Source organism: Paraburkholderia aromaticivorans, from assembly GCF_002278075.1.
Taxonomy (GTDB): Bacteria; Pseudomonadota; Gammaproteobacteria; order Burkholderiales; family Burkholderiaceae; genus Paraburkholderia; species Paraburkholderia aromaticivorans.
The window spans coordinates 1,263,590-1,286,629 of the sequence record NZ_CP022990.1 but is presented as its reverse complement, the minus strand read 5'-3'; the positions used below and the strand labels follow the sequence as shown (position 1 = coordinate 1,286,629).

Sequence of the window (23,040 nt, the reverse complement as noted above, 5' to 3'; positions counted from 1 at the left end):
GACGGTGCTCCCCGCGTTCAGTGCTTGATCAGATACATGTCTTGCGTGGCGCGCTGGTCGACGTAGTTGGTCGACGTGTAGCCGCCCACATACGGTTTCACCAGCCGGTCCGCCGAATACTGGAAGAGCGGCACGAGTGGGTAGTCGCTCATTGCCAGATCGTGCGCCTGCGTGAGCAGAGCGGTGCGCTTCGCGTCGTCGAGCTGCTGGTTGGCCTGATCGACCAGTTTGTCCACTTGCGGATTGCAGTAGCGCTGATCGTTCTGCACGCTGTTGCAGCGGATCAGATCGAAATACGACATGGCGTCGTTATAGTCGACGAACCAGCCGTCGCGCGAGGCCTGCACCTTGCCGTCGTGGCGCTGCTTGAGCAGCACCTTGTATTCGACGTTCTCCAGTTTCGCGTTCACGCCGAGCTTGGTGCGCCACTCGGACGTGGCGAACAGCGCGACCTTCTTGTGCAGGTCGTTGGTGTTGTAGGTGAGCGTGAACGCGAGCGGCTTGGTGTCCGAATAGCCGGCCTGCTTCAGCAGATTGCGGGCATAGTCCACGCGCTTTGGCATCGGCCAGGTGGACCACTCAGGCTTGAACACGGCGGCGCCTTGCGTGCCCTTCGAGATCAGGCCGTACATGGGCAACTCGCCGTCCGCGGTGAGGCGCTGGGTCAGCAGGTCGCGGTCGAGCACCATCGACAGGGCCTGACGCACGCGCTTGTCCTTGAACAGCGGGTCGTCGTTGTTCAGGCTGTAGTAGTAGGTGGCGATCTGCAGGCCGGTTTTCAGTTCGGAACCGAATTGTTTGCTCACCTGCGCATAGATGCCCGAGGGAACCGAATACGTGTAATCGAACTGGCCGGCCTGATACATGCGCATGGCCGTTTCGTCGTTTTCGATCGGCAGATAGGTCACTTTCGTGATCACGACTTTGCCGGCGTTCCAGTACGTCTTGCTCTTCGTGCCCACCAGGCGGTTGCTCGGCTGCCAGTCGGTCAGCGCATAAGGTCCGTTGCCGACGAAGTTGCCCGGCCGGGTCCAGTCGCCGCCGAACTTCGTCACGACATCACGGTTGACCGGCGCCATGGTCGGCATGGCGGCCAGTTGCGGGAAGAAGGCGGCGGGCACTTCGGTGGTCACTTCGAGCGTATAGGGATCGACGGCGCGCGCGGCGAGGCTCGTGAGCGGCGCCTTGCCGGCGAGAATCGCCTTGGCGTTCTTGACGAACTCGACCAGCACGGTGTACTTCGAACCGGTCTTCGGATCGAGCACGCGCTGCCACGCGTAGATGAAGTCCGCTGCCGTGACCGGCTGACCGTTGCTCCAGCGCGCATCGTGGCGCAGCTTGAAGACCCACGTGTCCGGCCCGGTGCGCGTCCATGATTGCGCGACACCCGGCACCACCGCGCCGGCCGCGTCGATGCGCGTCAGGCCTTCGAACAGGTCCAGCGCGATCGTGTTGCCGGTCCACGATTCGATATGCGCGGGGTCGAGCGATTCGGTTTCAGCCGGCACCTGGCGGGTGATTTCCTGGCTCGCGGCGAGCGTGACGCCGGCAGGTACGTTGACGGCGAAAGCGGAAGGGGCAAACGTGAGGACGAGCGCGGTCAGCGCCGTCGCGTAGACGAACGGGGTTTTCATCGATTGAGATCGCAGGAAAGGTCGAGAGAGAAACGCGCTGGCGCCAGGGCGCCCGTTTTAGCTGCGTTGCTCGGGCCGGGGCGGCCCTTGTTGCTCGTGTTGGCAGCGCGACATGCAGGATTCCTTACATTGCGTAATGCAGGCAATCCCTGGCCGGCTCGACCGGATAAGGTGCCTGCTCTTTAGAACAGTCTTGGTGTGCCCACCCAGACGACCACCGACTCGACGCGCGCGGTGTTCACCCAGCTGTGCGGTACCGTCGATTCGTAATGCGCGCTGTCTCCCGCGTGCAACACGAACGTCTTGCCTTCCAGCGTCAACGACACCTCGCCGTCGATCACATAAATAAACTCTTCTCCGGCGTGCGTGGTCACCTCGGAGCGTTTCTGCCCGGGCGGCATCCGCACGAGGATCGCTTCGAGCTGACGACCGCCCGTCACGTTGGTCAGCCGCGCGAACAGATTGGCCGAATCCGCAAAACCGAAAAACTTCAACTGATCGCCGCGGCTTACACAGCGTTCTTCGCTGGGAGTGTCGACGAAATATTGCACCGTGACCCCGAGTGCGTGAGCGATACCGGCCAGCGACGTGATGGACGGTGACGCGAGACCACGCTCTACCTGCGACAGAAACGGCTTGGAAATACCCGCCGCGGTTGCCGTGTCATCCAGCGTGCGCTTGAGCCGCTGGCGCAGCGCGCGGATCTTGCTGCCGATTTCTAGCGCGGGATTGCTCTTTTGAATTGTCGTGACCATAGCAGGAGGAAATTAGCCCGTCAAAATTTGTTTGATATATGTAAATATGGTTTGATTGCGGTCTGGGCGGCGGCATCGGGCCTTGCCGATGCCGTGCGGGGCAAGCGACCACAATTCGAGATAACGCTCTATGTTGCCAGAATCGGAACTAATCCCGGCCAAAATGACCGTTTATTTCGGAAAACGGCATGCAAAGGCGGTCATGGTTGCAGTATGCACGCCGGTAAACGCGCTATGCAATTTGGGCATCCATGAATTAAAGGCATGACACTACAGACTATTTCTGGCCGCAAGTGCGAGTGCGGCAAACATGTAAGGCGCGCTCAACTTTGGGCCAGATTCCGTTTCGCGCGCCGCGCGGCCAGTTCGCGCGACGCTGCAACTGTTTGAACACAAGGTACACAATGAATTCATCCAATCCGCCGGGCGCGCGCGTGTCGCAGACCCGTTCGTTTTCGACGGTCTTTCTGATCGAGATGTGGGAGCGCTTCGGCTACTACGGCATGGCCGCGCTACTGGTCCTGTTCATGATCGACAAGCTGCAGTTCACCGACAGCCACGCCACTCTCACGTGGGGCGCGTTCACGGCGCTGGTCTATGCGTCGCCGTCGATCGGCGGCTGGATCGGCGACAAGATTCTCGGCGCGCGCCGCACGATGATCTTCGGCGCCGGCGTGCTGTCGATCGGTTATTTCATGCTGGCGCTACCCAATGACCAGCTCGCCTATATGTATGCATCGCTCGGCGTGATCGTGGTGGGCAACGGTCTGTTCAAGGCCAATGCCGCGAATCTCGTGCGCCGTATCTATGAAGGCGACGACGCGCGCATCGACAGCGCGTTCACGATTTACTACATGGCGGTCAACATCGGCTCGACGGTGTCGATGCTGGCCACGCCGTGGATCAAGGACCATTGGGGCTGGCACACGGCGTTCGCCGTCTGCTGCGCGGGGATGCTGTTGTCGGTGCTGAACTATTTCGTCATGTTCCGCACGCTTGCGCATATCGGCTCCGCGCCGGATGCCGAGCCGGTGCGCTGGAAACGCGTCGGCGCGGTCGCGCTGGGCGGCCTCGCGCTCGGCGCGGCGACCATGTTCGTGCTGCGGCACAAGGCGATCGCGGTGGCCTGCGTGTACACGGCGGGCGTCGCGATTCTGGCGATCTTCGGCTACATGCTGGTGAAGTGCGAACGCTCGGAGCGCTCGGGTCTCGTCGCCGCGCTGATCCTGACCGCGCAGGTGATCCTGTTCTTCGTGTTCTACGTGCAGATGTCGACGTCGCTCACGCTGTTCGCGCTGCGCAACGTCGATCCGCGTTTCATGCTGTTCGGCGAGACCTGGTTCACGTGGAGCGCCGCGCAGTTCCAGGCGCTCAACCCGATCTGGATCATGCTGCTGAGCCCGGTGCTCGCGCTGCTTTATACGAAGCTCGCGAAAAGCGGCAAGGACGTGCCGGTCGCCGTGAAGTACGCGTTCGGTTTCGCGGTGGTGGCGGCGGGCTTCTTCGTCTACGCGGCAAGCGGCAATTACGCGGTGAACGGGCGCGTGTCGTCGTGGTTCATGGTGGGCGGCTATGGGCTGTATTCGCTCGGCGAACTGCTGGTGAGCGGTCTTGGCCTCGCCATGATCGCGCGCTATGTACCGGCGCGGATGAGCGGTTTCATGATGGGCGCCTACTTCGTCGCGACCGGCGTGTCGCAATATCTGGGCAGCGTGGTCGCGAATTTCGCGCAGATGCCGGCCGGCGACATGGATCCGCTCGAATCGCTGCCGCTCTACACCAAGCTGTTCACCGGCCTCGGCTGGCTCGCCGCGGTGGGCGCGCTGGTGGCGGTTCTGCTGTTGCCGCTGATGCGCAAGCTGTCGCGCGAACATCAGCGTTGCAGCGACGAAGCACGTGAGAGCGCCCGCCAAATCGCGGCGCCGAACGGCGCGGTGGCGGAGTAACCCGTTGCGATGTGGCGAGCGGCGCGAATGCGCCGCTCGCCCACCGTATTCATCGTGATTCAGCCTTGATTGCCGTCTGGATTCCCGCCTCGAGTCCGACATTCTCCGACATTCAATCGGGCATTTTCCGGAACGACACCGCGATCCGGTTCCAGCCGTTGATCGCCACGATCAACAAGGTCAGATCGGCGATCTCCTGCTCGCTGAAATGCGGTTTCACCGCTTCCCACACCGCGTCCGGCACATGCGTTTGCGCAATCAGCGTGACCGCCTCCGTCCATTCGAGCGCCGCGCGCTCGCGTGCGGTGAAGAACGGCGCTTCGCGCCACGCCGCCACCGTGGCGAGCCGCCGCTGGCTTTCGCCGTGCTTGAGCGAGTCGGTCGCGTGCATGTCCAGGCAGAACGCGCAGCCGTTCAGTTGCGACGCGCGGATCCGCACCAGTTCCGCGAGCGTCTTGTCGATCGAGCTTTTGCCGATGGGTTCTTCCAGCGCGACCATTGCGCGCGTGCCGCTCGGGCAGGCCTTATAGAAATCGAGACGTGCTTGCATGAGGCATTCCTTCTCGTCAATCTCCGCCCGGATGGCGGCGACAGAGGTAAGCTTACGATCGGCAGTGGTCTTCAGAAATAACCATTTTCCGCATATTTGAGGTGACCACCCGGATGGAAATCCATATTGCGGTCGAAGGGCATCACGATCTGTCTGGACAGATCTATCGCCAGCTGCGCGCCGGCATCGTCGAAGGGCGCCTCGCCGGCGGCATGCGCCTGCCGTCCACACGCGAACTCGCCACCCAACTGGGCGTGTCGCGCAAGACCACGCTCGACGTGTTCGAGCGGCTGCTCTCCGAAGGCTATCTCAGCGCCCGTGCCGGCTCGGGCACCTTCGTCGCCGACGGTCTGGAGCGGCTGCCGGCGGAGCGCTCCGCGCATGCGCGGGCGGCGGAATCGTCACGCGAGCGTGCCAGGGCGAAGGCCGCGGCGCGCGCCCAGCCGCTGTGGGAAGAGATGCCCGAGCGCCTCGCGTTGCCGCGGCCTTCGGTGCGCTCGCCGCAGGATTTCATCGGCGGCGCGACCGACAAGGCGCTGTTTCCCTTCGACGTCTGGCGCCGCTGCGTGAATCGAGCGTTGCGTGCGCAGGCGCGCGGCCCGGGCACGTATCGCGACGCGGCCGGCGAGCAGGAACTGCGTCTCGCGGTCTCGCGCTATCTGGCCTTCAACCGCGCGGTGGCAAGCAATTGGGAAGACGTGATCGTGACGCAAGGCGCGCAGCATGCGCTCGATCTGCTGGCGCGCATCACCTTGCGCGCCGGCGACGTCGCGGCGATCGAGGACCCCGGCTATTCGCCGGCCCATGCCTGCCTGACGGCCACCGGCGCACGCGTGGTGCCCGTGCCGGTGGATGCGGAAGGCCTGATCGTGAGTAAGCTGCCGGACAAGGCGCGGCTCGTCTACGTGACGCCCTCGCACCAGTTTCCGCTCGGCATGCCGATGAGCCTCGAGCGTCGCGTCGAACTGCTCGAGTGGGCGCAGAAACGCGGCGCGGTGATCATCGAGGACGACTACGACTGCGAATACCGCTTCGAAGGACGGCCGATGGAGCCGCTCAAAAGCCTCGATCGCGCCGGACTGGTGGCGTACGTCGGCACGTTTTCGAAGACGATCTTTCCCGAACTGCGGGTCGGCTACGTGGTGCCGCCGGCCTCGCTCTACGGCGCGCTCCTCAAGGCGCGCCAGATCGCCGACTGGCACGGCTGCACGCTCACGCAAACCGCGCTCGCGGCCTTCATGCTGAACGGCGATTTCGCCAAGCACTTGCGGCGCATGCACAAGATCTATGCGGCGCGCCGAGCGATGCTGCTCGATCACCTGCACGGCGGCCTCGCGCCCTGGTTCGAACCGATCGTGCCGACGGCCGGCATTCACATGGCGGCGCATCTTAAAGCGCCGCTGACGGAGCAAGCCGTGGTGAGCGCGGCGCGTGAAGCATCGATCGGGCTGTATGGACTCGCGCCGTTTCATCTGCGTGTGAAAGCGCGGCCGGGCCTGATTTTCGGCTACGGCAATATCGCCGTCGAGCATATCGACGCCGCCCTCACCAGGCTCGCCGGCATCCTGCCGCGGCTCGTGCAATGAGCACGCGAGTTGAACGTCTACTCGCAGGAGCGCGTGGAAAGCGCGCCGGAGTGCGTGCCGGAAATGAAGGCGCCGCGCGCGCGGATCATCGTGGCGATGTCGCCTGGCGGCTCGACAAGTGGATGGCGACCGCCTATCGCAACCGCAAGCTCGCCATGGCGCGCGACGAAAGTGAGTACCGTGCTCACGTGAAGGAACGCGAGCACGATCCGAAGCACGTCAGCCGGCAGTAACGGCGCGTTATAAACAGCCCGCGATTTTCTGTCGCAGGGCGAAATGGGCTGCCTCCGCAGTGTTTTTCGCCGGAAGGGGCGTGTCTTTTCCACGGCGGGAACGATCAACGTGAGCGAGCCGCGACGTCTTCTTTTCGATGATCGGGCGATCCACCGGCTCTCCTTCGACTCAGAAAGTGCCGTGATTCACGCATCGAAATGACTTGTAACGTGCGTTACGTGTTCGTGTTGTCGGGCTCGACTCCGCACGTTTACCCGCTAAAACAAGCATCAAAATGTGTTGCGCAGTCTGCGGCGCGCAACAAACCTTCGCTGTTATACATAAAAGAGTCGCGCAAATCGCATTAGCGCTTGTAGAATCCGGCCTTGAAGCGTGCACATGCCGTGTGCGCTTCGTGCAATTCACTGACCACAACAGGTAGGAGAAACATGCCGACTTCCGCAAAAAAGGTGGCCAAGAAGGCTGCTGCCCCGGTACCGACCAAGAAGGTTGCTGCAAAGAAAGTTCCTGCGAAGAAGGCCGTCGCAGCTAAGAAGGTCGCCGTGAAGGCGTCCAGCGCTCCGTCGCCGATCAAGGACACCTTCACGAAGGCCTCGCTGGCTGCACACGTCGCTGAACGCGCTGCTGTGGAACCGAAGACCGCCAAGGCCGTTCTGGCCGCGCTCGAAGACACGATCCTCGGCGCCGTGCACAAGAAGGGCGCTGGCGAATTCACGCTGTCGGGTCTTCTGAAGATCGTCGTGCAAGCTGTGCCGGCGAAGAAGAAGCGCTTTGGCAAAGACCCGTTCTCGGGTGAAGAGCGTTGGTTCCCGGCCAAGCCGGCTAGCGTGCGCATCAAGGCACGTCCGCTGAAGAAGCTGAAAGACGCTGCTGCAGGCTGATCGCGTTTCATGCGTCGGCGTTGTTTTAACAATGGTTGACGCTTGAGACACCCGAGGGACTTTTCCTTCGGGACGATCCGCAGTACATGTTGTCTGAATCCCCGTGGATGCAAATTCACGGGGATTTTTCATGCGCGCTCGTTGCGCGCGCGAACCGGTGCGCGGGCCGAGGAACGTGCCTCGGGCGCGCACCGCGGTGCTGCGCATGCACCGTACTAGCGCATCATGGGCCGCCGCAGTACGATGGCAGCGGAGCCTTGCCGGTCGGGATGCGCTGTTCGCGTGCATGCACCGTGTTTACTACGCGAAAAGCTCAATGGCATAGCGCTTGCTTGATCGATTGTCGAACACCGAATGCGCAGCGCATTCGCCTTCTATCCGACAACAAGAGCGGGGCGTGACATGCGATGCTATGACGAGATGCGTCATCATGACGATGCCGTGCGGCCACACTACGCGCGCTTTGAGCGGTGGCTGGTGAAGCAGGGCAACGAGGCGATCGCACGCAAGCGTGCGGAAGCCGACCTGCTGTTTCGCCGGGTCGGCATTACCTTCGCGGTGAACGGCGACCTGTCCGGCACCGAGCGGCTGATTCCATTCGACCTGATTCCGCGCATCATTCCGCGCAACGAATGGCAGACCCTGGAGGCCGGGTTGCGCCAGCGGGTGCAGGCGCTCAATCTGTTTATCCACGACGTCTATCACGATCGCAATATCGTGCGCGCCGGTATCGTGCCGGCCGAGCAGGTCTTTACCAACGCGCAATACCGGCCTGAAATGCAGGGCGTGAATGTGCCGCTCGGTGTTTACGCGCACATCGCCGGTGTCGACGTGGTGCGCGCGGGCGACGAAGGCGAGTTCTACGTGCTCGAAGACAACCTGCGAGTACCGTCGGGCGTCTCCTATATGCTCGAAAACCGCAAGATGATGATGCGGCTTTTCCCCGAGCTTTTCGTGCAGAACCGCATTGCGCCGGTCGCGCATTATCCCGATCTGCTGCTCGATACGCTGCGCTCGGTCGCGCCCGAAGGCGTCGACGATCCGGTCGTGGTGGTGCTCACGCCGGGCATGTACAACTCCGCGTATTTCGAGCACACCTTCCTCGCGCAGCAGATGGGCGTGGAACTGGTGGAAGGCAAGGATCTCTTCGTCGACGACAACTACGTGTTCATGCGCACCACGCAGGGGCCGAAGCGCGTCGACGTGATCTACCGCCGCGTCGACGACGATTTTCTCGACCCGCTCGCTTTCCGCAACGACTCGGCGCTCGGGGTGCCGGGTCTGCTGACTTCGTATCGCGCCGGCCGCGTGGCGCTGGCGAACGCGATGGGCACCGGCATTGCCGACGATAAATCGATCTACCCGTACGTGCCGGAAATGATCGAGTTCTATCTCGGCGAGAAGCCGATCCTCAATAACGTGCCCACGTTCCAGTGCCGCAAGCCCGACGATCTGGCGTACACGCTCGCGCATCTGCCGGAGCTGGTGGTCAAGGAAGTGCATGGCGCGGGCGGCTACGGCATGCTCGTCGGACCGGCTTCGACGAAAGCCGAAATCGAGGCGTTCCGTGAGCGTCTGATCGCGCGTCCGGCGGGGTATATCGCGCAGCCCACGCTGGCGCTCTCCGCGTGTCCGACATTTGTCGAAAGCGGCATCGCGCCGCGCCATATCGACTTGCGTCCGTTCGTGCTGTCCGGCAAGACCGTCACGATGGTCGCCGGCGGACTTACGCGCGTGGCGTTGCAGGAGGGTTCGCTCGTCGTCAATTCGTCGCAGGGAGGCGGGACCAAAGATACGTGGATGGTCGACTGACGCGGTTGCCGATGCGGTTGCGGATGTTTTCACGCAACCGCGCCCGCAACCCAACGCGCCGGGGCGGCACGCGATACGCAACACGCCCGCCGCCGGCGCCTACGGATAACCAGCGCGAGCCTTTTACTTCGACAAGGTCTCGCGTCATCAGATACGGAACGCCGTCATGCTAAGCCGAACCGCCGATCACCTTTTCTGGATGGCCCGCTACATGGAGCGCGCGGAAAACACCGCCCGCATGCTCGATATCAATCTGAAGGCGCTGCTGTTGCCGCAGACGCCCGAACAGGAGGCGCGCGCACAACGCTCGGTGCTGCGCATTTCCGAACTCGAAACCGCGTTCGCGCAGCGTTACGACGAACCGACCCGCGAGCACGTGCTCGATTTCATGGTGGCGGACGCGACCAACCCGTCGAGCATTCACTCGTGTTTGCAGGCCGCACGTGAAAATGCCCGCGCGGTGCGCGGCACCTTGACGACCGAGTGGTGGGAAACCATCAACGACACGTGGCTCGAATTCAACGAGCGCATTTCGTCCGGGCAGGCGGCGAGCAATCCCGGCGCATTATTCGAGTGGGTGAAATTCCGCTCGCACCTGTCGCGTGGCGTGACGATCGGCACCGCGCTACAGGATGACGCATTCTTCTTCACGCAGCTCGGCACCTATCTGGAGCGCGCCGACAACACCGCGCGGATTCTCGACGTGCGCTTTGCCGACGTCGAACCGAATTCACGCGACGCCGCGCGCCAGCTCGAAGATTTCTACTACTGGACGTCGATTCTCAGTTCGGTGTCGGCGCTGGAAATCTATCGGAAGGTGTATCGCGACGTCGTCACGCCGGCACGCGTGGTCGAACTGATGATCCTGAATCCGCAGATGCCGCGTTCGCTGCTGGCGTCGCTCGAAGGCGTCTGCGCGAATCTGGCGATGCTGCGCACCTCGGGTTCGAACCAGTGCGAACGGTTCGCCGGCAAGCTGCGCGCCGAACTCGTGTACTCCGACATCCGGCAGATTTTCGAAGCCGGCCTGCACGCCTATCTGACGCAGTTCCTCGCTCGCGTGTTCGAGCTGGGCAATCTGGTTGCGCGTACCTACCTCATGCTGCCAGTCGCCTGACGGAGTTTTTTATGTACCTGACGATCCGCCACGACACTTCCTATCGCTACGAAGCGACTGTCCATTATTCGATCCAGCAACTGCGTCTGACGCCGTCGAGCGGCGCTTCGCAGGTCGTGCGGCGCTGGAGCATCGATGCGCCGGGCAAGCTCGACGCGACCTTCGACGCTTACGGCAACGTGCTGCACACGCTGGTCATCAACAAGCCGCATAGCGAGATTCGTCTGCATGTGGCCGGCGAAGTGGACACGATCCCGCTGCTCGACGGCTATCTGCCGGACCCCGTCGGCCCGATTCCGCTCGAGCATTTCACCTGCTCGACGCGCTTGACCGAAGCCGATGGCGCGGTGCGCGAACTGGCCGAATCGGTACCGAATCTGGCGAGCTCGGGGAACCTGATCGCGCTGTCCGAACAGATCGTGCAGCGCGTGCAGTACAACCCGGGCGTCACCGAAGTCACCAGCACGGCCGCCCAGGCGCTCGCGCTCGGCAATGGCGTGTGTCAGGACCACGCGCATCTGATGCTGGCGTGCTGCCGAGCGCGGGGCATTCCGGCGCGCTACGTGAGCGGCTATATCGAGCCGGGCGACGTGTCGCACGCCGCCAGCCACGCCTGGGTCGACGTGTGGCTCGAAGGCAAGGGCTGGATCTCGATCGACGTCACGCACGCCGCGTTCGCCAGCGAAATCTACTGCCGTCTCGCCGTCGCGCGAGACTATGAATCGGCCGCGCCGGTGCGCGGCCGGCGTATCGGCGGCCTGGAAGAGCAACTGAAGGTGTCCGTGATGGTCAGCGCGCAACAGCCGCAGTAAGAGGGCGAAGGGGCGGCGCCCGGTGAGGGCCACTGGCGGCGTGAGTGAGCGTCAGCCCTCATAACCCGTTCAGATTCGGCCCGCACCGGCCGTAATACGGTATAGAGACGCACGCGCGCCGCTTTACAATAGCGCCATTCAGTGGTTTTTTGCGGGTACCTTTCCTTATGACTTATTGTGTCGCGATGTCCGTCGACGACGGTCTCGTGTTCCTCTCGGACACGCGCACCAATGCGGGTGTCGATCACATCAGCACCGCGCGCAAGATGTCGGTGTTCGAGCAGCCCGGCGAGCGCATGCTCGTGCTGCTTGGCGCCGGCAATCTGTCGCTCACCCAGGCGGTGTTGCACGAACTGTCCGAGCCCGCTGATCCGTCGCTGCCCACGCTCTGGAACGCGCCCACCATGGCCGACGCGGCCCGGGTGATCGGCCGCGCGGTGCGGTGCGTGCATCAGCGCGAGGCTGAGGCGTTGCAGGAATTCGGCGTCGACTTCAATTGCAGCTTCATTCTCGGCGGGCAGATCGCGGGCAACCGGCCGCGCCTGTTCATGATCTACGCGGCGGGCAATTTCATCGAGGCCTCGGCGGTGAACCCGTATTTCCAGATCGGCGAGGCCAAGTATGGCAAGCCGATCATCGACCGCGTGCTGACGCCCTCCACGCCGCTCGACGAAGCCGCGAAGTGCGCGCTGGTCTCCATGGACTCGACGTTGCGCTCGAACCTGTCGGTCGGGATGCCGCTCGATCTGCTGGTCTATCAGAAGGATACGCTGCGCGTCACGCGCTTCGTCTCGATCGACCACGACAACGCCTACTTCGAGATGATTCACCGCACGTGGGGCGAACGGCTGCGCCAGGTGTTCGGCGAGATTCCCGATCCGGACTGGCAGGATTCGCCCAACGTGCCGTTGCTGCAGCGCGAGCGGGCATTGGTGCTGTATCGTGCGCCGGTCGGCGCGGATGGCATCGAGCATGAAATCGACGCGCGGCCCGCGCAGACGCTGGCGCAGGCGGAGAAGGGCAAGTCGCAGCGCAGGTAGGCTGCCGGCGCGTGACCGCTGAACTTCGCGGGGCGCCTCATGGCAAGGCCGTCAGGAGCCCGGACAGGGCTGCCGGCGGCCTTTTTTTGCGTCTGCCGCCGTGATCGGCCGCGTATCCGGCGAGCGAAGCATCCGCGAGCAGGCGATCGTGCGACTTCGACGCGCGTGCCGGCGGCACCGGCGCGAGGACGAAAAAAAACCAGCCACAGGCTTGCGCCTGTGGCTGGTCTTCAACTGCGTGTTGCTTCAGCAGTCCGTCAAGTTCGATTAGAACTTGTGGCGGATGCCCAGGCTGACCAGTTCTTGCGAGCTGGAAGCCGAGTTGTAGCTGTACGAACCGATTGCAGCGCCTGCGTTGACCAGCGTGCCGTTCGAAGCGCGTTGCTGGCCGCTTGCGTGCTGATATGCGCCGACCAGGTAGATGTCCGTGCGCTTCGACAGGTTGTAGTCGCCGCCCAGGGAAACCTGATGGTACGTTGCGCTCGAATCGCCGCTAGCCTTCGTGTAGGTGTAGCCCACGCCAACCAGCATGGCCGGCGTTGCCTGGTAACCCAGGTACGCGCCAGCGACGTTGTACTTCTCGGTCGAACCGAAGCCCGAGTTTGCATCCGGCTTGTACTGTGCATTGCTGTAACGCACGTTAGCCGTGAACGGGCCCGCCACGTATTGTGCAGCGACCGAAGCGATGCCGATCGACTTGGCAGCAGCGTAAGCGCCGTTGATCTGGTTGTCGAACGTGCCGTCCGACGTGCTGCCGTTCCAGCCCACCGAGCCTGCCGACGTGCGGCTAGCCAGCGTGTTGCCGTTGTCCATGCGGAAGTAGCCAGCAGCAACGCTGAACGGACCCGTTGCGTACGTTGCAGCGCCCGACCACGATTGACCCGAACCCGTCTGGCCAGCCACGCCGCCGAATGCGTACATACCTTCGAACTGGAAGCCGCCCCACACCGGCGAGGTGTACTTGACAGCGCTGTTCGTGCGCGAGGAGTTGTCGTTGTTGTCGACGTCGCCCGGCGTGGTGAAGGTGGAGCCGAAGAAGTTGTCAGCCGTCAGCGGCTGAACCAGGTCGACCAGCGGGTCGTATTGACGACCCAGCGTGAACGTACCCCACTGGTCGCCCGTCAGGCCGACGTAGGCTTGACGACCGAACATCTTGCCGCCTTGACCCAGCTTGCCGTTGTTGATGTCAAAGCCGTTTTCCAACTGGAAAATCGCCTTCAGACCGCCGCCGAGATCTTCCGTGCCTTTCAAGCCCCAACGATTGCCTTGCAGATTGCCGCCAACCAGGCCGACCTGATTCGAGTTCTTGCCCGAAGCGTCAACCGTGTTGTGTGCGTACTGGATCGATTCATCGATCAAACCGTACAAGGTGACGCTGCTTTGAGCATGAGCGACGCCAGTGACGCCGAGGAGCGCCAGCGAGAGGGTAGACAGCGCGATTCGTTTCATCCATTTCTCCACGCAGATGATTAGTTTGTTGTTGCGGGAGGGAGAATAGCGCAGAGGTCTTTGGGCTAGAACTGGAAAAAAAAGACTGTCTCCAAAAACTGACAACCCGCGCAAAGCCTTGTATTTAAAGCGCGTTAACGATTATTGCGGTTTCAGCAACATTTATTCGTTGACTGGGCATTATTGTTGTTTTGTTGACAGTGAGCCCACCGACACCGTCAGTTCTAGCACTCGTTTGAAGGCGGATCGTAATAAAGTCGTCTAGCTTTTTCCGGCTGTTTTATAGCAGGTGCATAAAAATCGAGACCCATTCCGCTTGATCCAGACGCTGGACAGGTCGCCCGCACTGTGATCAAGCGCACCACTTCGGCGCATAAGTGCGGCTAGCGCGACGGGTCCCGCCCGCACGCGAAGTCTTAGCGTTTCGACTCATGGCTGCCGGCATTGCGCCGTGCAACCGTTGCCGCGGTCAGCCCGGCAGCCGCGGCGAACAACACCGACGTCCACGGATGCCGCCTCACGTAGCGATCGGCCGCGACGGCTTTGTGGCCGGCCTCGATCAGCGTCACGGCGGCGATGCGAGTCGCTTGCGCTTCGGCCGAGACGATAGTGCGGCCGAGTTTGACAGCCGTCGCTCGCGGCGAGGTTTTCTTGCCGGTGCGGGCGCGGAAGGCCGACGCGGGCGCCGCGCCCACGAGTGGGCGCGCTGTCGCGTCGCGCGCGACGGGGGGGAGGGCTGTGTCGCCCGGAATGGCGTGATCGAGCGCCCCGTTCGGTGCGGCTTGTGCGCCGACCGTCGAAGCCGCCAGCACCGACGCGAGCTTGGCGCGGCTGCCGGGCGGCATGTCGTGCTGCATGCCCCAGCCTCCACGCGGATCGTGCATGCGCCCGCGCGCCGCCGAAAATTCCGCGCCGAGCAGCAGCACCGCGGCCGAGAAGTACAGCCACATCAGCAGCACGGCGAGCGAGCCGGCCGCACCGAACGAACTCGCCATTCCGGCGTGCGCGATATACAGCGCGAACAGCTTCTTGCCCGCCGAGAACAGCAGGGCGGCGACGATTCCGCCCACCAACGCGTCGCGCCAGCGCACGCGAGCGTCCGGCAGGAACTTGAGCAGGCCGGCGAACGCAAATGCCAGCACCAGCACGCCGACACCGAGCTGGAGCAGGTCACCGATCACCACATACGGAGAAGTCCCCCACAGCCACTTGCCGATGAAAGTGATGATCGTATCCAGCACCAGTGAAACGATCAGCAGGAACGCGACCCCGAGCACCAGCCCGAACGAGATCAGGCGCACGCGCACGAGAGCGATCACGCTCGAGGAGCGAGGTCCCGAATACGGCCACACTACGTTGAGTGCGCTATTGAGCGAAGAAAAGGTGGCCGAGGCGCCGATCGCCAGCATGGAGAACGAGATGATCGCCGCGACGCCGCCGGCGCTGCCGCTGTGATGGGCGTTCTCGACGATGGTTTGCACGCCCGCGGCGGCCTGGTCGCCGAGCAATCCGTGAATGTGGTCGAACAACTCGCCGCGCGCGGCTTCGGCGCCGAAAAACCAGCCGGCCACGGCGATCACCATGACCAGTGTGGGCGCGAGCGAAAACGCGGCGTAGAAGGCGATGCTGGCCGCCATGGCCGCGCAGCGGTCCTCGGCAAACTGTTTGAATGCGCCGATGGCCCAGTTGGCCTGCTTGCGGGCCGCCAGTTGCAGGTTCTCGGCGGAAAGCGTGTCGATGTCCATGGTCGTGTTTCTCAAGAGGTACGGGCGCTGCGCCGGTCTTGCGGCTGTGCGGGGGCGAACCGGTGGCGAACCGTTGAGACAGCCTTGACGCGGTCTTCGCGTGAAAGCCTTCCGCAAAGCTTGTGCCTGTGACTATAACAACCGGGAGCGGGGTGCGCAGTTCCGGCGCAACCTCGTTCAAGGGTGCCGTTAGAATGCCGGGGGATCCTCATCTATTTTCGCTCGCTATGCACTCGCACGAACTCGTACAGCAGTTGGACATCGTTGCGGCCGAACACCTGGCTGCGCATTTGCCCACGCATGTCGTCGAACAGTTGCCGGCTCAAGGCATAACCGTTTTCACCGTCGCCGACGACGCTTCGGATACCGCCGAATTCAGCGCGCGTTACGGTTTCGGTCTGGAAGACTGCGCGAACACCATCGTGATCCGCTACAAGAAAGAGGGCGCCGAGCATTACGCGGCGCTGGTCTCGCTGGGGTCGCTGCGGCTCGACATCAACGGCGCGGTGAAGGCGGCGCTCGGCGCGCAGCGGCTTTCGTTCGCCAGGCGGGAAGCGGCCGTGGAGCATAGCGGCATGGAGTTCGGCGGCATCACGGCCTTCGGCCTGCCGGCCGGCTGGCGCATCCTCGTCGACGCCGCCGTCATGCAGCGGACGCAAATCGTCATGGGCGCGGGCGTGCGCGCCGCCAAGTTGTTGCTGGCGCCCGAAGTATTGCGTCAGTGGCCGCGCTGCGAAGTCGCCTCGCTGACGCTGCCGACGGAGTAAGGCCGCATTCGGCCTGCCGTGCGCGAAATCAGACCGGCAGGCGGCGCCGCGTCAGCCACGTGGTCAGTCACATCGTGAGCCGCGCCAGCCGGTAGACGGTGCACGCCCTGGCTCGAGGGCTGCGACCGATCGGCCAGGCCTGAAGTTTTCCCTCGTCCCGCCGTTAATCCTGAAGATGGGCATGAATCGCCGGTGCACGCGCGACCGGCGGCGTGTCGACGACAACTACAAGGACAAAGGATACGGAGATGGAACGGTTTCGTCTGAAGGTGCGGCTTTGGCTCGCGCTAGCGGTAATGTGCATGGGTATTCTGGCGATCGGCCTGTGGGGCGCGTTCAAGACACGCGACACGATGGTCGCCGACCGCCAGGCCGAACTGAAGAGCGTGGTCAGCGTCGCGTACAGCGTGCTGGATCGCTATAACGGTCTGGCCGCCGCGGGCAGCATGCCGCTCGCCGACGCGCAACGCTCGGCGATGGCCGATCTGCGCGCGATGCGCTACGGCGGTGCCGGCGGCTACCTTGTGATCGAGGACGCGCATGCCCGCGTTCTCATGCACGGCGTGCGGGCCGACCTCGAAGGCAAGGACATGAGCGGCTTCACCGACCCGCAAGGGCGCCACGTGTTCAAGGACGGCTCCGACCTCGCCCAGCGCGAAGGCGAAGGTTTCATCCATTTGCAGTTCCTGAAGCCCGGCTCCAACGAGATGGCGCCGAAGATCAATTACGTGCGGCTGTACAAGCCATGGGACTGGACGATCGTCACCGGCGTATTCACCGACGACATCGACGCCGCGTTCTACACGACGCTCATCCAGTATGTGGGCGCCGCGCTGGTGCTGTGTCTGGTGGTGGCGCTCGTGATCGGCGTGATCCTGCGCAGCATTTTGCGGCAGCTCGGCGGCGAACCGGCGTACGCGGCGCAGATTGCTGCCCGCATTGCCGACGGCGAACTCGACCTGGTGGTGGAGACGAGGGCGGGTGACGAAACCAGCCTGCTCGCCGCGATGCGGCGTATGCAGCAGCGCCTCGCGCAGGCGATCGCGCAGATTCGCGGCGGCGCGACGCTGATTTCGACGGTGTCCAACGAAATTGCCGCCGGCAACGCGGACCTGTCGCGCCGGACCGAGCAGCAGGCCACGGCGCTCGGCGAAACCGCGTCGAGCATGGAGCAGATCACCGCGACCGTGAAGCAGAATGCCGACAACGCGAAGCAGGCCAGCCAGCTCGCGCATAACGCATCGGAGACGGCGGCGCGCGGCGGCGAAGTGGTCGGTCAGGTGGTCGAGACGATGCGCGGCATTTCGCAGTCGTCGCATCGGATCGGCGACATTATCGGCGTGATCGAAGGCATTGCGTTTCAGACCAACATTCTGGCGTTGAACGCCGCAGTCGAAGCGGCGCGCGCCGGCGAGGAAGGACGCGGCTTCGCGGTCGTGGCGGGCGAAGTGCGCAGCCTCGCGCAGCGCAGCGCGGCGGCGGCGAAGGAAATTAAGGCGCTGATCGAGGAGTCGGCCGCGCAGATCGAAGGCGGCTCGCAGTACGTGAGCCGCGCCGGCGAGACCATGCAGGAAGTCGTGCAGGCGGTGCGCCGCGTGACGGACATCATGGGCGAGATCAGCGCGGCTTCCGTGGAGCAAAGCTCGGGCATCGAGCAGGTCAACATCGCGGTGGCGAGCATGGATCAGACGACCCAGCAGAACGCGGCGCTGGTGGAAGAGGCGAGCGCGTCAGCGGACGTGCTGAAAGCGCAGACCGGCCAGCTCAGCGCGGCGATTGCCGTGTTCACCCTGCCGGAAGGCCGCTGACCCGCGGCCCCAGATTGGCGAAGTGGGCCGTTCGTTACGTCAATGCGATGCCGGCACGGCTCAGCAGACGCTGGTTGCGCTCGGACAGATTCTTCATGCGCAACGCCTTGCCGGCTTTCCGATAGCGCTCGACGAGGCCTTGCAGCGCCGCGAGCGCGCAATGGTCCGCCAGCAGCAGATCGCGGCAGTCGATCGTGACGTGTTCGGGATCCTGCAGCGGGTCGAACAGCTCGTGAAAACGCGCGGTCGACGCGAAAAACAGCGTGCCGCGCGGCGCGTAGACCTTGTCGCCGGCACGATCTTCGACATGCGCATGAATTTCGCGGGCATGCTGCCACGCGAAATTCAGCGCGGCGATGACGATGCCGCACAGCACGGCGATCGCCAGATCGGAAAACACGGTGATGATGGTGACCGCAACGATCACTAGCGCGTCGTTGCGCGGTACTTTGCCCAGCACCCGTAGCGAGCCCCAAGCGAAAGTCTGCTGCGCCACGACGAACATCACGCCGACCAGCGCAGCCAGCGGAATGCGCTCGATCAGCGGCGACAGAAACAGGATGTACATCAGGATCATCACGCCGCTCACGATCCCTGACAGGCGCGAACGGCCTCCCGAATTCAGATTGATCATCGTCTGGCCGATCATGGCGCAGCCGCCCATGCCGCCGAACAGACCCGAGGCGATATTCGCCGCACCGAGCGCGAGGCATTCGCGGTTCGGCTGGCCGCGGGTTTCGGTGATCTCGTCGCTCAGGTTGAACGTGAGCAGCGTTTCCAGCAAACCGACGATCGCCATCAGCACCGCGTAGGGCAGCACCACGTGCAGCGTTTCCAGATTCAGCGGGACATTCGGCATGCGCAGATCCGGCAGGCCGCCCGCAATGTGCGCCATGTCGCCGAGCGTGCGCGTGGGCAGATGCAGCATCTGCGTGAAGAGGCCCACGCCGACGATCGCCACCAGAGCGGGCGGCGCCGCGCGCGTAAGCCGCGGCAGCAGATAGACGATCGCCATGGTCAGCGCGACGAGTCCGCTCATCATCAGCAACGCGTTGCCCTGCAGCCATTGTTCGCCTTGCGGCGTGCTCTGCCTGAAGTGCGCGAGCTGCGCCGTCGCGATGACGATCGCGAGGCCGTTGACGAAACCGAGCATCACCGGATGCGGCACCATGCGGATCAGTTTGCCGAGGCGCAGCGCGCCGAACAGCACCATCAGGATGCCGCCGAGGATCACGGTGGCGAGCAGATATTGCGCACCGTGTTGCGCGACGAGCGCCACGATGACCACCGCCATCGAACCGGCGGCGCCCGAAATCATGCCGGGCCGTCCGCCGAACACGGCCGTGATGGTGCAGATGAAGAAGGCGCCGTACAGACCCATCAACGGATTGAGGTGGGCGACCAGTGCGAAGGCGATGCATTCCGGCACCAGCGCGAAAGACGAGGTCAGTCCGGCGAGGACATTGCTTTTGATGCCGGCAAACGTGGCAAGCCAGCCGTGAGTGGGACGAGCGGTGTTCATCTTAAGCGAGGAGGGAAGTCCGGGCAAGCAGCGCGCATGGACGCGAGGCGCGCGGCACTGGACAGGCGAGCGCCGCAGCCCGAGGTGTGGTACTGGCCGGGCAGGATGGCGAAAGGCGTGGATTTTACAGCAGTGTTGTCAAGATTGCCGGTGATGCGTTCAGCAACGGGCGGCGTCGCGAAAGGCTTCGCATCGCGCCGAGGCAAAGACGCCACGCAGCCGGCCAGCGGCCGCGTGGCAAAGCGCGCGCTTAGATCATCAGGCGCGAGACTTTGGTGCCCTCGAGCGATACGCCGGCCATCAGGCCGCCATTCGTCAGAACGAAGGCTTCGATCGGGCTGGTGGCGGTCGACGTGTCGACCGCACCGTTCGCGCCCACCTTCAGCACGGCGACGGTGGCGTCCGCGCCGGCGGCCCACCCCTGGCTGCCGAGGAATTTATCGAGCGCCTCTTGCGTCATGAACAGGAACACGAGGGCCTTGGATTGCGCGCCGATCTGCAAACCGAACGAGCCTGCCACGGTGCTGTAATAGCCCGCCGTGCGGCCAGCCACGCGTAGCGCCCCTTCGCCGTATTGGCCGCCGACCCAGAAGCCCGCCGAGATCACGGACGGGAACACCAGCACGCCACGCGCCTTCGCCACCAGTTCGCGCGAACCGGTGACGTTCGCGTAGAGGCGCGAGAGCGTCGAATCGATCCCCGCATTAATGGTGTCACGCTTGCCGGCGTTGGCGGCAGGCGATGCGCTCGAGGACGGCGACGTGGTCGTACAGCCGGCGAGGCCAAGACCCACCGAGGCAAGGGCGGCGCTGCTGGTCATGATGAATTGTCGTCTGCGCATGATTGTTTTCCTTATGCGTTATGTACGTTATGGAGGCTGCGTTGTTCGTGTTCAGGCGAATCCTGATGACGCAGGGCATGCCGTACGTCAATTGTTAACCAGCATTTCGCGTGCCTGCTCCCCGCGTTGGCGTGGGCACGGCGGACCCGACCCGCGAGCACCGGGAATGGCGCGAGATTCGCGCGCCATTCCCCCGAGCTCCTATGACTACGCGGATGGTCGGATGTTCTGGTTGCAGCGGAACAGGTTGCGCGGATCGTAGCGGTTTTTCACGGTTACCAGCCGTTCATAGTTCGGCCCATAGGCCTCGGCGACGCGGCCGCCTTCTTCCTCCGTCATGAAATTAACGTAGACGCTGCCCAGCGCGAACGGCGCCGCCGCGTCGAAGAATGCGCGGGCCCAGGTGATGCAGCGCTCGTCGTCGCTGGCATTGTCCCAGCGGCCGTGCACGTTCATCGCATACAGCGTGTTGCGGCTCGAATAGGCGGTGGCTTCGACGGGCACGCGCTGGGTCTGCGCGCCGATCTGTCCGAAGAAAATCTCGCATTGCGGCGACGGCAGGTTGTCGATCGCGTCGAGCAGCGCATCGATGAGGCCGTCCTTGATCTCGCTCAGGTTGTGCGATTTCCAGTAATTGCGTGCGCCGGGCGTGAGCAACGGGTCAAACGCCTGTTGCCACGCGATATACGGCATCGGGCCGAGATGTTCGCCGACCGGCGTGCCGAAGGCGCGCACGAATTCCACCGCGGACGGACCGTTTTCGACGGGGCCGGTGTAGCACATCGCGAACACGATCACCGGCTTGCCGTGCACTTCGGGCGGCAGAAATGGCAGCGGCGGTGCGAGCCGAAGCACGGCCCATACGCTCAGCTCTTCCGGCATGCCGGCGTTCGCCGCGCGGTACTTGAGCAGGGCGTCGCGCGCCTGGGTGAGCGGCAGGACCACGAGGCCGCCGTACACCAGCGGTCCGACCGGATGCAGCGCAAATTCGAATCGCGTGACGACGCCGAAATTGCCGCCGCCGCCGCGAATGGCCCAGAACAGGTCTTCGTGCGAACCGGCGCTTGCATTGAGGAGTTCGCCCTCTGAAGTCACGACGTCGGCGGAAATGAGATTGTCCACCGTCATGCCGTATCGGCGGCTCAACCAGCCGAAACCGCCGCCGAGTGTTAGGCCCGCCACGCCTGTGGTCGAGTTGATGCCGAGCGGAGTCGCGAGCCCGAACGCCTGCGCTTCATGGTCGAAATCGTGCAGCGTCGCGCCCGGTTCGACATAGGCGCGCCGTGCCGTGGGGTCGATGCGAACGGATTTCATCTGCGACAGGTCGAGCACCACGCCGTCGTCGCACAAAGCGCTGCCGCCAATATTGTGGCCGCCGCCGCGAATCGCGAGCGGCAGGCCGTTCTCGCGTGCGAAGGCCACGCCCTGGCGAACGTCGGCTACGCCGGCGCAACGCACGATGATTGCCGGATGCCGGTCGATCATCGCGTTCCAGATGCTGCGTGCCTGCTCGAAGGTGGGGTCGCCGGGCAGCAGAACCTGGCCCCGGATGGCGCTTTTCAATTCGTCGACGGCGCTGCTGGACACATTAACCATGGCTCATCTCCTGAGATAGTGAAGACGCTTGCAGAACACCATTCAGCTGATCAGAGCAAATCGGAAGTGTTCTGAAAGGTTGACTTGCGTCCAGTAAACGAGCCTGCCTTCTGAAGTCAAAGAGAGGTAAACCCGCGTTTCTTACCGATTGTCCGCGAGGGCTCGCGCGGCAGGCATCCGCGGCAGGCGCCGGTGAGAATGGCCGGTTCAAACGGTGCGGATGGTGGAAATGCTTCGGAAAAAGATACTGCCGGGAAGTGTTGGTTATGCCGTCGCGTGGTGGTTGCGCAGCGACACTTCTTTGAATGCTTTCGCGAGCAGTGATGCGCATGTGAGCGACGTGGCCAAGGCGTTTCCTGCCGGCACGATGGATGGTCCGGGTCGCCCCAGCGGCGTTTCGAACAGGCGGCCGACCGCAGCCATGCCCGCGACGGCCGCCTGTTTGGGATGGCGCAGCGTTTGCCGGTTCGTCTCTCAGAGCGAGAGCCGGCATTTCGCTTTCTTGATGGTTTGCTACTGCGTGCTTGCGTTTGATTTGACGTTTTTGGAGCCTCGCTAACTAAGCAAGGAACCGTAACGCGGCGTAAAAAAGTCTGAGTTGTGCTTTCTGAGGGATTGCACTCACTCCCGCCTCAAGCCGCTCTTTATGTTCGGAGAAACACAGAGCGTTCCTTCCCGGTGATCTGATGGTAACGATCATGGCGGTTTGATTCATTCGGTCAGATACGCCCGCGTCAGTAAAGATAATAGTTTGGATTGCATATCTAAATGAATGAATTTCCGGGTGTGTTGATAAAAGCAGTAATTGACGATCTTTGACAGTCCAGGAGCGCAATTGAGCACAAACACACGATCGATGTGGCACTGCGTGGGTTAGCGCACGGTGACTGAATGACGCTCCGCATCTTCAACGTCCATCAGGCCAAGCTGTGCCATTTCCAGAAT

19 protein-coding genes are annotated in these 23,040 nt (G+C 63.4%); 11 read left to right on the top strand and 8 right to left on the bottom strand.

Features of this window, described 5'->3' with window-relative positions; translation table 11 throughout:
- Window positions 1-17: 17 nt before the first annotated feature.
- On the bottom strand, window positions 18-1,634 hold the full coding sequence (locus tag CJU94_RS25490) for a peptide ABC transporter substrate-binding protein (RefSeq protein WP_095421419.1): 1,617 nt from the start codon (window positions 1,632-1,634) through the stop codon (window positions 18-20).
- A gap of 182 nt (window positions 1,635-1,816) precedes the next feature.
- The gene (locus CJU94_RS25485) at window positions 1,817-2,389 is read right to left on the bottom strand and encodes a cupin domain-containing protein (RefSeq protein WP_095421418.1); all 573 of its coding nucleotides are present in this window, start codon (window positions 2,387-2,389) and stop codon (window positions 1,817-1,819) included.
- A gap of 404 nt (window positions 2,390-2,793) precedes the next feature.
- Here CJU94_RS25485 and CJU94_RS25480 point away from each other — a divergent pair, with 404 nt between their 5' ends.
- A complete protein-coding gene (locus tag CJU94_RS25480) occupies window positions 2,794-4,335 on the top strand; it encodes a peptide MFS transporter (protein ID WP_095422789.1) in 1,542 nt (513 codons plus the stop codon).
- A 112-nt stretch (window positions 4,336-4,447) separates the two neighbouring features.
- Here CJU94_RS25480 and CJU94_RS25475 read toward each other — a convergent pair whose 3' ends face one another.
- On the bottom strand, window positions 4,448-4,885 hold the full coding sequence (locus tag CJU94_RS25475) for a carboxymuconolactone decarboxylase family protein (protein ID WP_095421417.1): 438 nt from the start codon (window positions 4,883-4,885) through the stop codon (window positions 4,448-4,450).
- 113 nt (window positions 4,886-4,998) lie between these two features.
- Between CJU94_RS25475 and pdxR the strand changes: the two genes are divergently transcribed.
- The 7 genes from pdxR to CJU94_RS25440 all read left to right on the top strand — a co-directional run bounded on the left by pdxR (window position 4,999) and on the right by CJU94_RS25440 (window position 12,367).
- Entirely contained in the window at window positions 4,999-6,471 is a 1,473-nt protein-coding gene (gene pdxR, locus CJU94_RS25470) for a MocR-like pyridoxine biosynthesis transcription factor PdxR (RefSeq protein WP_095421416.1), read from the top strand.
- Window positions 6,472-6,521: 50 nt separating this feature from the next.
- Window positions 6,522-6,704 (top strand): hypothetical protein, encoded by a 183-nt coding sequence (locus CJU94_RS25465; protein WP_095421415.1) that lies wholly within the window; start codon window positions 6,522-6,524, stop codon window positions 6,702-6,704.
- Between the two features lie 429 nt (window positions 6,705-7,133).
- The gene (locus CJU94_RS25460; protein ID WP_007177969.1) at window positions 7,134-7,586 is read left to right on the top strand and encodes an HU family DNA-binding protein; all 453 of its coding nucleotides are present in this window, start codon (window positions 7,134-7,136) and stop codon (window positions 7,584-7,586) included.
- 402 nt (window positions 7,587-7,988) lie between these two features.
- Window positions 7,989-9,398, top strand: coding sequence for a circularly permuted type 2 ATP-grasp protein (locus tag CJU94_RS25455; RefSeq protein ID WP_095422788.1), 1,410 nt, complete (start codon window positions 7,989-7,991; stop codon window positions 9,396-9,398).
- Between the two features lie 166 nt (window positions 9,399-9,564).
- Window positions 9,565-10,515, top strand: a complete 951-nt coding sequence (locus CJU94_RS25450; protein ID WP_095421414.1) for an alpha-E domain-containing protein — start codon at window positions 9,565-9,567, stop codon at window positions 10,513-10,515.
- An 11-nt stretch (window positions 10,516-10,526) separates the two neighbouring features.
- On the top strand, window positions 10,527-11,327 hold the full coding sequence (locus CJU94_RS25445; protein WP_095421413.1) for a transglutaminase family protein: 801 nt from the start codon (window positions 10,527-10,529) through the stop codon (window positions 11,325-11,327).
- Window positions 11,328-11,494: 167 nt separating this feature from the next.
- Window positions 11,495-12,367 carry a proteasome-type protease gene (locus CJU94_RS25440; protein WP_095421412.1) on the top strand — a complete coding sequence of 291 codons (873 nt, stop codon included), beginning with the start codon at window positions 11,495-11,497 and terminating at the stop codon, window positions 12,365-12,367.
- A gap of 267 nt (window positions 12,368-12,634) precedes the next feature.
- Here the strand turns inward: CJU94_RS25440 and CJU94_RS25435 are convergent, their stop codons facing one another.
- Window positions 12,635-13,816, bottom strand: coding sequence for a porin (locus tag CJU94_RS25435; RefSeq protein WP_095421411.1), 1,182 nt, complete (start codon window positions 13,814-13,816; stop codon window positions 12,635-12,637).
- 416 nt (window positions 13,817-14,232) lie between these two features.
- Entirely contained in the window at window positions 14,233-15,561 is a 1,329-nt protein-coding gene (locus CJU94_RS25430; protein ID WP_095421410.1) for a YihY/virulence factor BrkB family protein, read from the bottom strand.
- Between the two features lie 227 nt (window positions 15,562-15,788).
- Between CJU94_RS25430 and CJU94_RS25425 the strand changes: the two genes are divergently transcribed.
- Window positions 15,789-16,328: a YbaK/EbsC family protein gene (locus CJU94_RS25425; protein WP_095421409.1), complete on the top strand. Its 540-nt coding sequence runs from the start codon at window positions 15,789-15,791 to the stop codon at window positions 16,326-16,328.
- A 248-nt stretch (window positions 16,329-16,576) separates the two neighbouring features.
- Window positions 16,577-18,136, top strand: coding sequence for a methyl-accepting chemotaxis protein (locus tag CJU94_RS25420; RefSeq protein ID WP_095421408.1), 1,560 nt, complete (start codon window positions 16,577-16,579; stop codon window positions 18,134-18,136).
- Between the two features lie 34 nt (window positions 18,137-18,170).
- Here the strand turns inward: CJU94_RS25420 and CJU94_RS25415 are convergent, their stop codons facing one another.
- The 3 genes from CJU94_RS25415 to CJU94_RS25405 all read right to left on the bottom strand — a co-directional run bounded on the left by CJU94_RS25415 (window position 18,171) and on the right by CJU94_RS25405 (window position 22,095).
- Window positions 18,171-19,658, bottom strand: a complete 1,488-nt coding sequence (locus CJU94_RS25415) for a SulP family inorganic anion transporter (protein ID WP_095421407.1) — start codon at window positions 19,656-19,658, stop codon at window positions 18,171-18,173.
- 250 nt (window positions 19,659-19,908) lie between these two features.
- Window positions 19,909-20,499 (bottom strand): BPSL1445 family SYLF domain-containing lipoprotein, encoded by a 591-nt coding sequence (locus CJU94_RS25410; protein WP_095421406.1) that lies wholly within the window; start codon window positions 20,497-20,499, stop codon window positions 19,909-19,911.
- Between the two features lie 207 nt (window positions 20,500-20,706).
- Window positions 20,707-22,095, bottom strand: a complete 1,389-nt coding sequence (locus CJU94_RS25405; protein WP_095421405.1) for an FAD-binding oxidoreductase — start codon at window positions 22,093-22,095, stop codon at window positions 20,707-20,709.
- Window positions 22,096-22,324: 229 nt separating this feature from the next.
- Between CJU94_RS25405 and CJU94_RS40980 the strand changes: the two genes are divergently transcribed.
- Complete coding sequence (locus tag CJU94_RS40980; RefSeq protein ID WP_157763808.1) at window positions 22,325-22,654, top strand: hypothetical protein; 330 nt, start codon at window positions 22,325-22,327, stop codon at window positions 22,652-22,654.
- The last annotated feature ends 386 nt before the right edge of the window (window positions 22,655-23,040 follow it).

What these genes read in the sequence shown, in the direction of transcription:
- CJU94_RS25490 (WP_095421419.1), bottom strand. Translation starts at nt 1,634, where the DNA reads ATGAAAACCCCGTTCGTCTACGCGACGGCGCTGACCGCGCTCGTCCTC.
- CJU94_RS25485 (WP_095421418.1), bottom strand. Translation starts at nt 2,389, where the DNA reads ATGGTCACGACAATTCAAAAGAGCAATCCCGCGCTAGAAATCGGCAGC.
- CJU94_RS25480 (WP_095422789.1), top strand. Translation starts at nt 2,794, where the DNA reads ATGAATTCATCCAATCCGCCGGGCGCGCGCGTGTCGCAGACCCGTTCG.
- CJU94_RS25475 (WP_095421417.1), bottom strand. Translation starts at nt 4,885, where the DNA reads ATGCAAGCACGTCTCGATTTCTATAAGGCCTGCCCGAGCGGCACGCGC.
- pdxR (WP_095421416.1), top strand. Translation starts at nt 4,999, where the DNA reads ATGGAAATCCATATTGCGGTCGAAGGGCATCACGATCTGTCTGGACAG.
- CJU94_RS25460 (WP_007177969.1), top strand. Translation starts at nt 7,134, where the DNA reads ATGCCGACTTCCGCAAAAAAGGTGGCCAAGAAGGCTGCTGCCCCGGTA.
- CJU94_RS25455 (WP_095422788.1), top strand. Translation starts at nt 7,989, where the DNA reads ATGCGATGCTATGACGAGATGCGTCATCATGACGATGCCGTGCGGCCA.
- CJU94_RS25450 (WP_095421414.1), top strand. Translation starts at nt 9,565, where the DNA reads ATGCTAAGCCGAACCGCCGATCACCTTTTCTGGATGGCCCGCTACATG.
- CJU94_RS25445 (WP_095421413.1), top strand. Translation starts at nt 10,527, where the DNA reads ATGTACCTGACGATCCGCCACGACACTTCCTATCGCTACGAAGCGACT.
- CJU94_RS25440 (WP_095421412.1), top strand. Translation starts at nt 11,495, where the DNA reads ATGACTTATTGTGTCGCGATGTCCGTCGACGACGGTCTCGTGTTCCTC.
- CJU94_RS25435 (WP_095421411.1), bottom strand. Translation starts at nt 13,816, where the DNA reads ATGAAACGAATCGCGCTGTCTACCCTCTCGCTGGCGCTCCTCGGCGTC.
- CJU94_RS25430 (WP_095421410.1), bottom strand. Translation starts at nt 15,561, where the DNA reads ATGGACATCGACACGCTTTCCGCCGAGAACCTGCAACTGGCGGCCCGC.
- CJU94_RS25425 (WP_095421409.1), top strand. Translation starts at nt 15,789, where the DNA reads ATGCACTCGCACGAACTCGTACAGCAGTTGGACATCGTTGCGGCCGAA.
- CJU94_RS25420 (WP_095421408.1), top strand. Translation starts at nt 16,577, where the DNA reads ATGGAACGGTTTCGTCTGAAGGTGCGGCTTTGGCTCGCGCTAGCGGTA.
- CJU94_RS25415 (WP_095421407.1), bottom strand. Translation starts at nt 19,658, where the DNA reads ATGAACACCGCTCGTCCCACTCACGGCTGGCTTGCCACGTTTGCCGGC.
- CJU94_RS25410 (WP_095421406.1), bottom strand. Translation starts at nt 20,499, where the DNA reads ATGCGCAGACGACAATTCATCATGACCAGCAGCGCCGCCCTTGCCTCG.
- CJU94_RS25405 (WP_095421405.1), bottom strand. Translation starts at nt 22,095, where the DNA reads ATGGTTAATGTGTCCAGCAGCGCCGTCGACGAATTGAAAAGCGCCATC.
- CJU94_RS40980 (WP_157763808.1), top strand. Translation starts at nt 22,325, where the DNA reads ATGCTTCGGAAAAAGATACTGCCGGGAAGTGTTGGTTATGCCGTCGCG.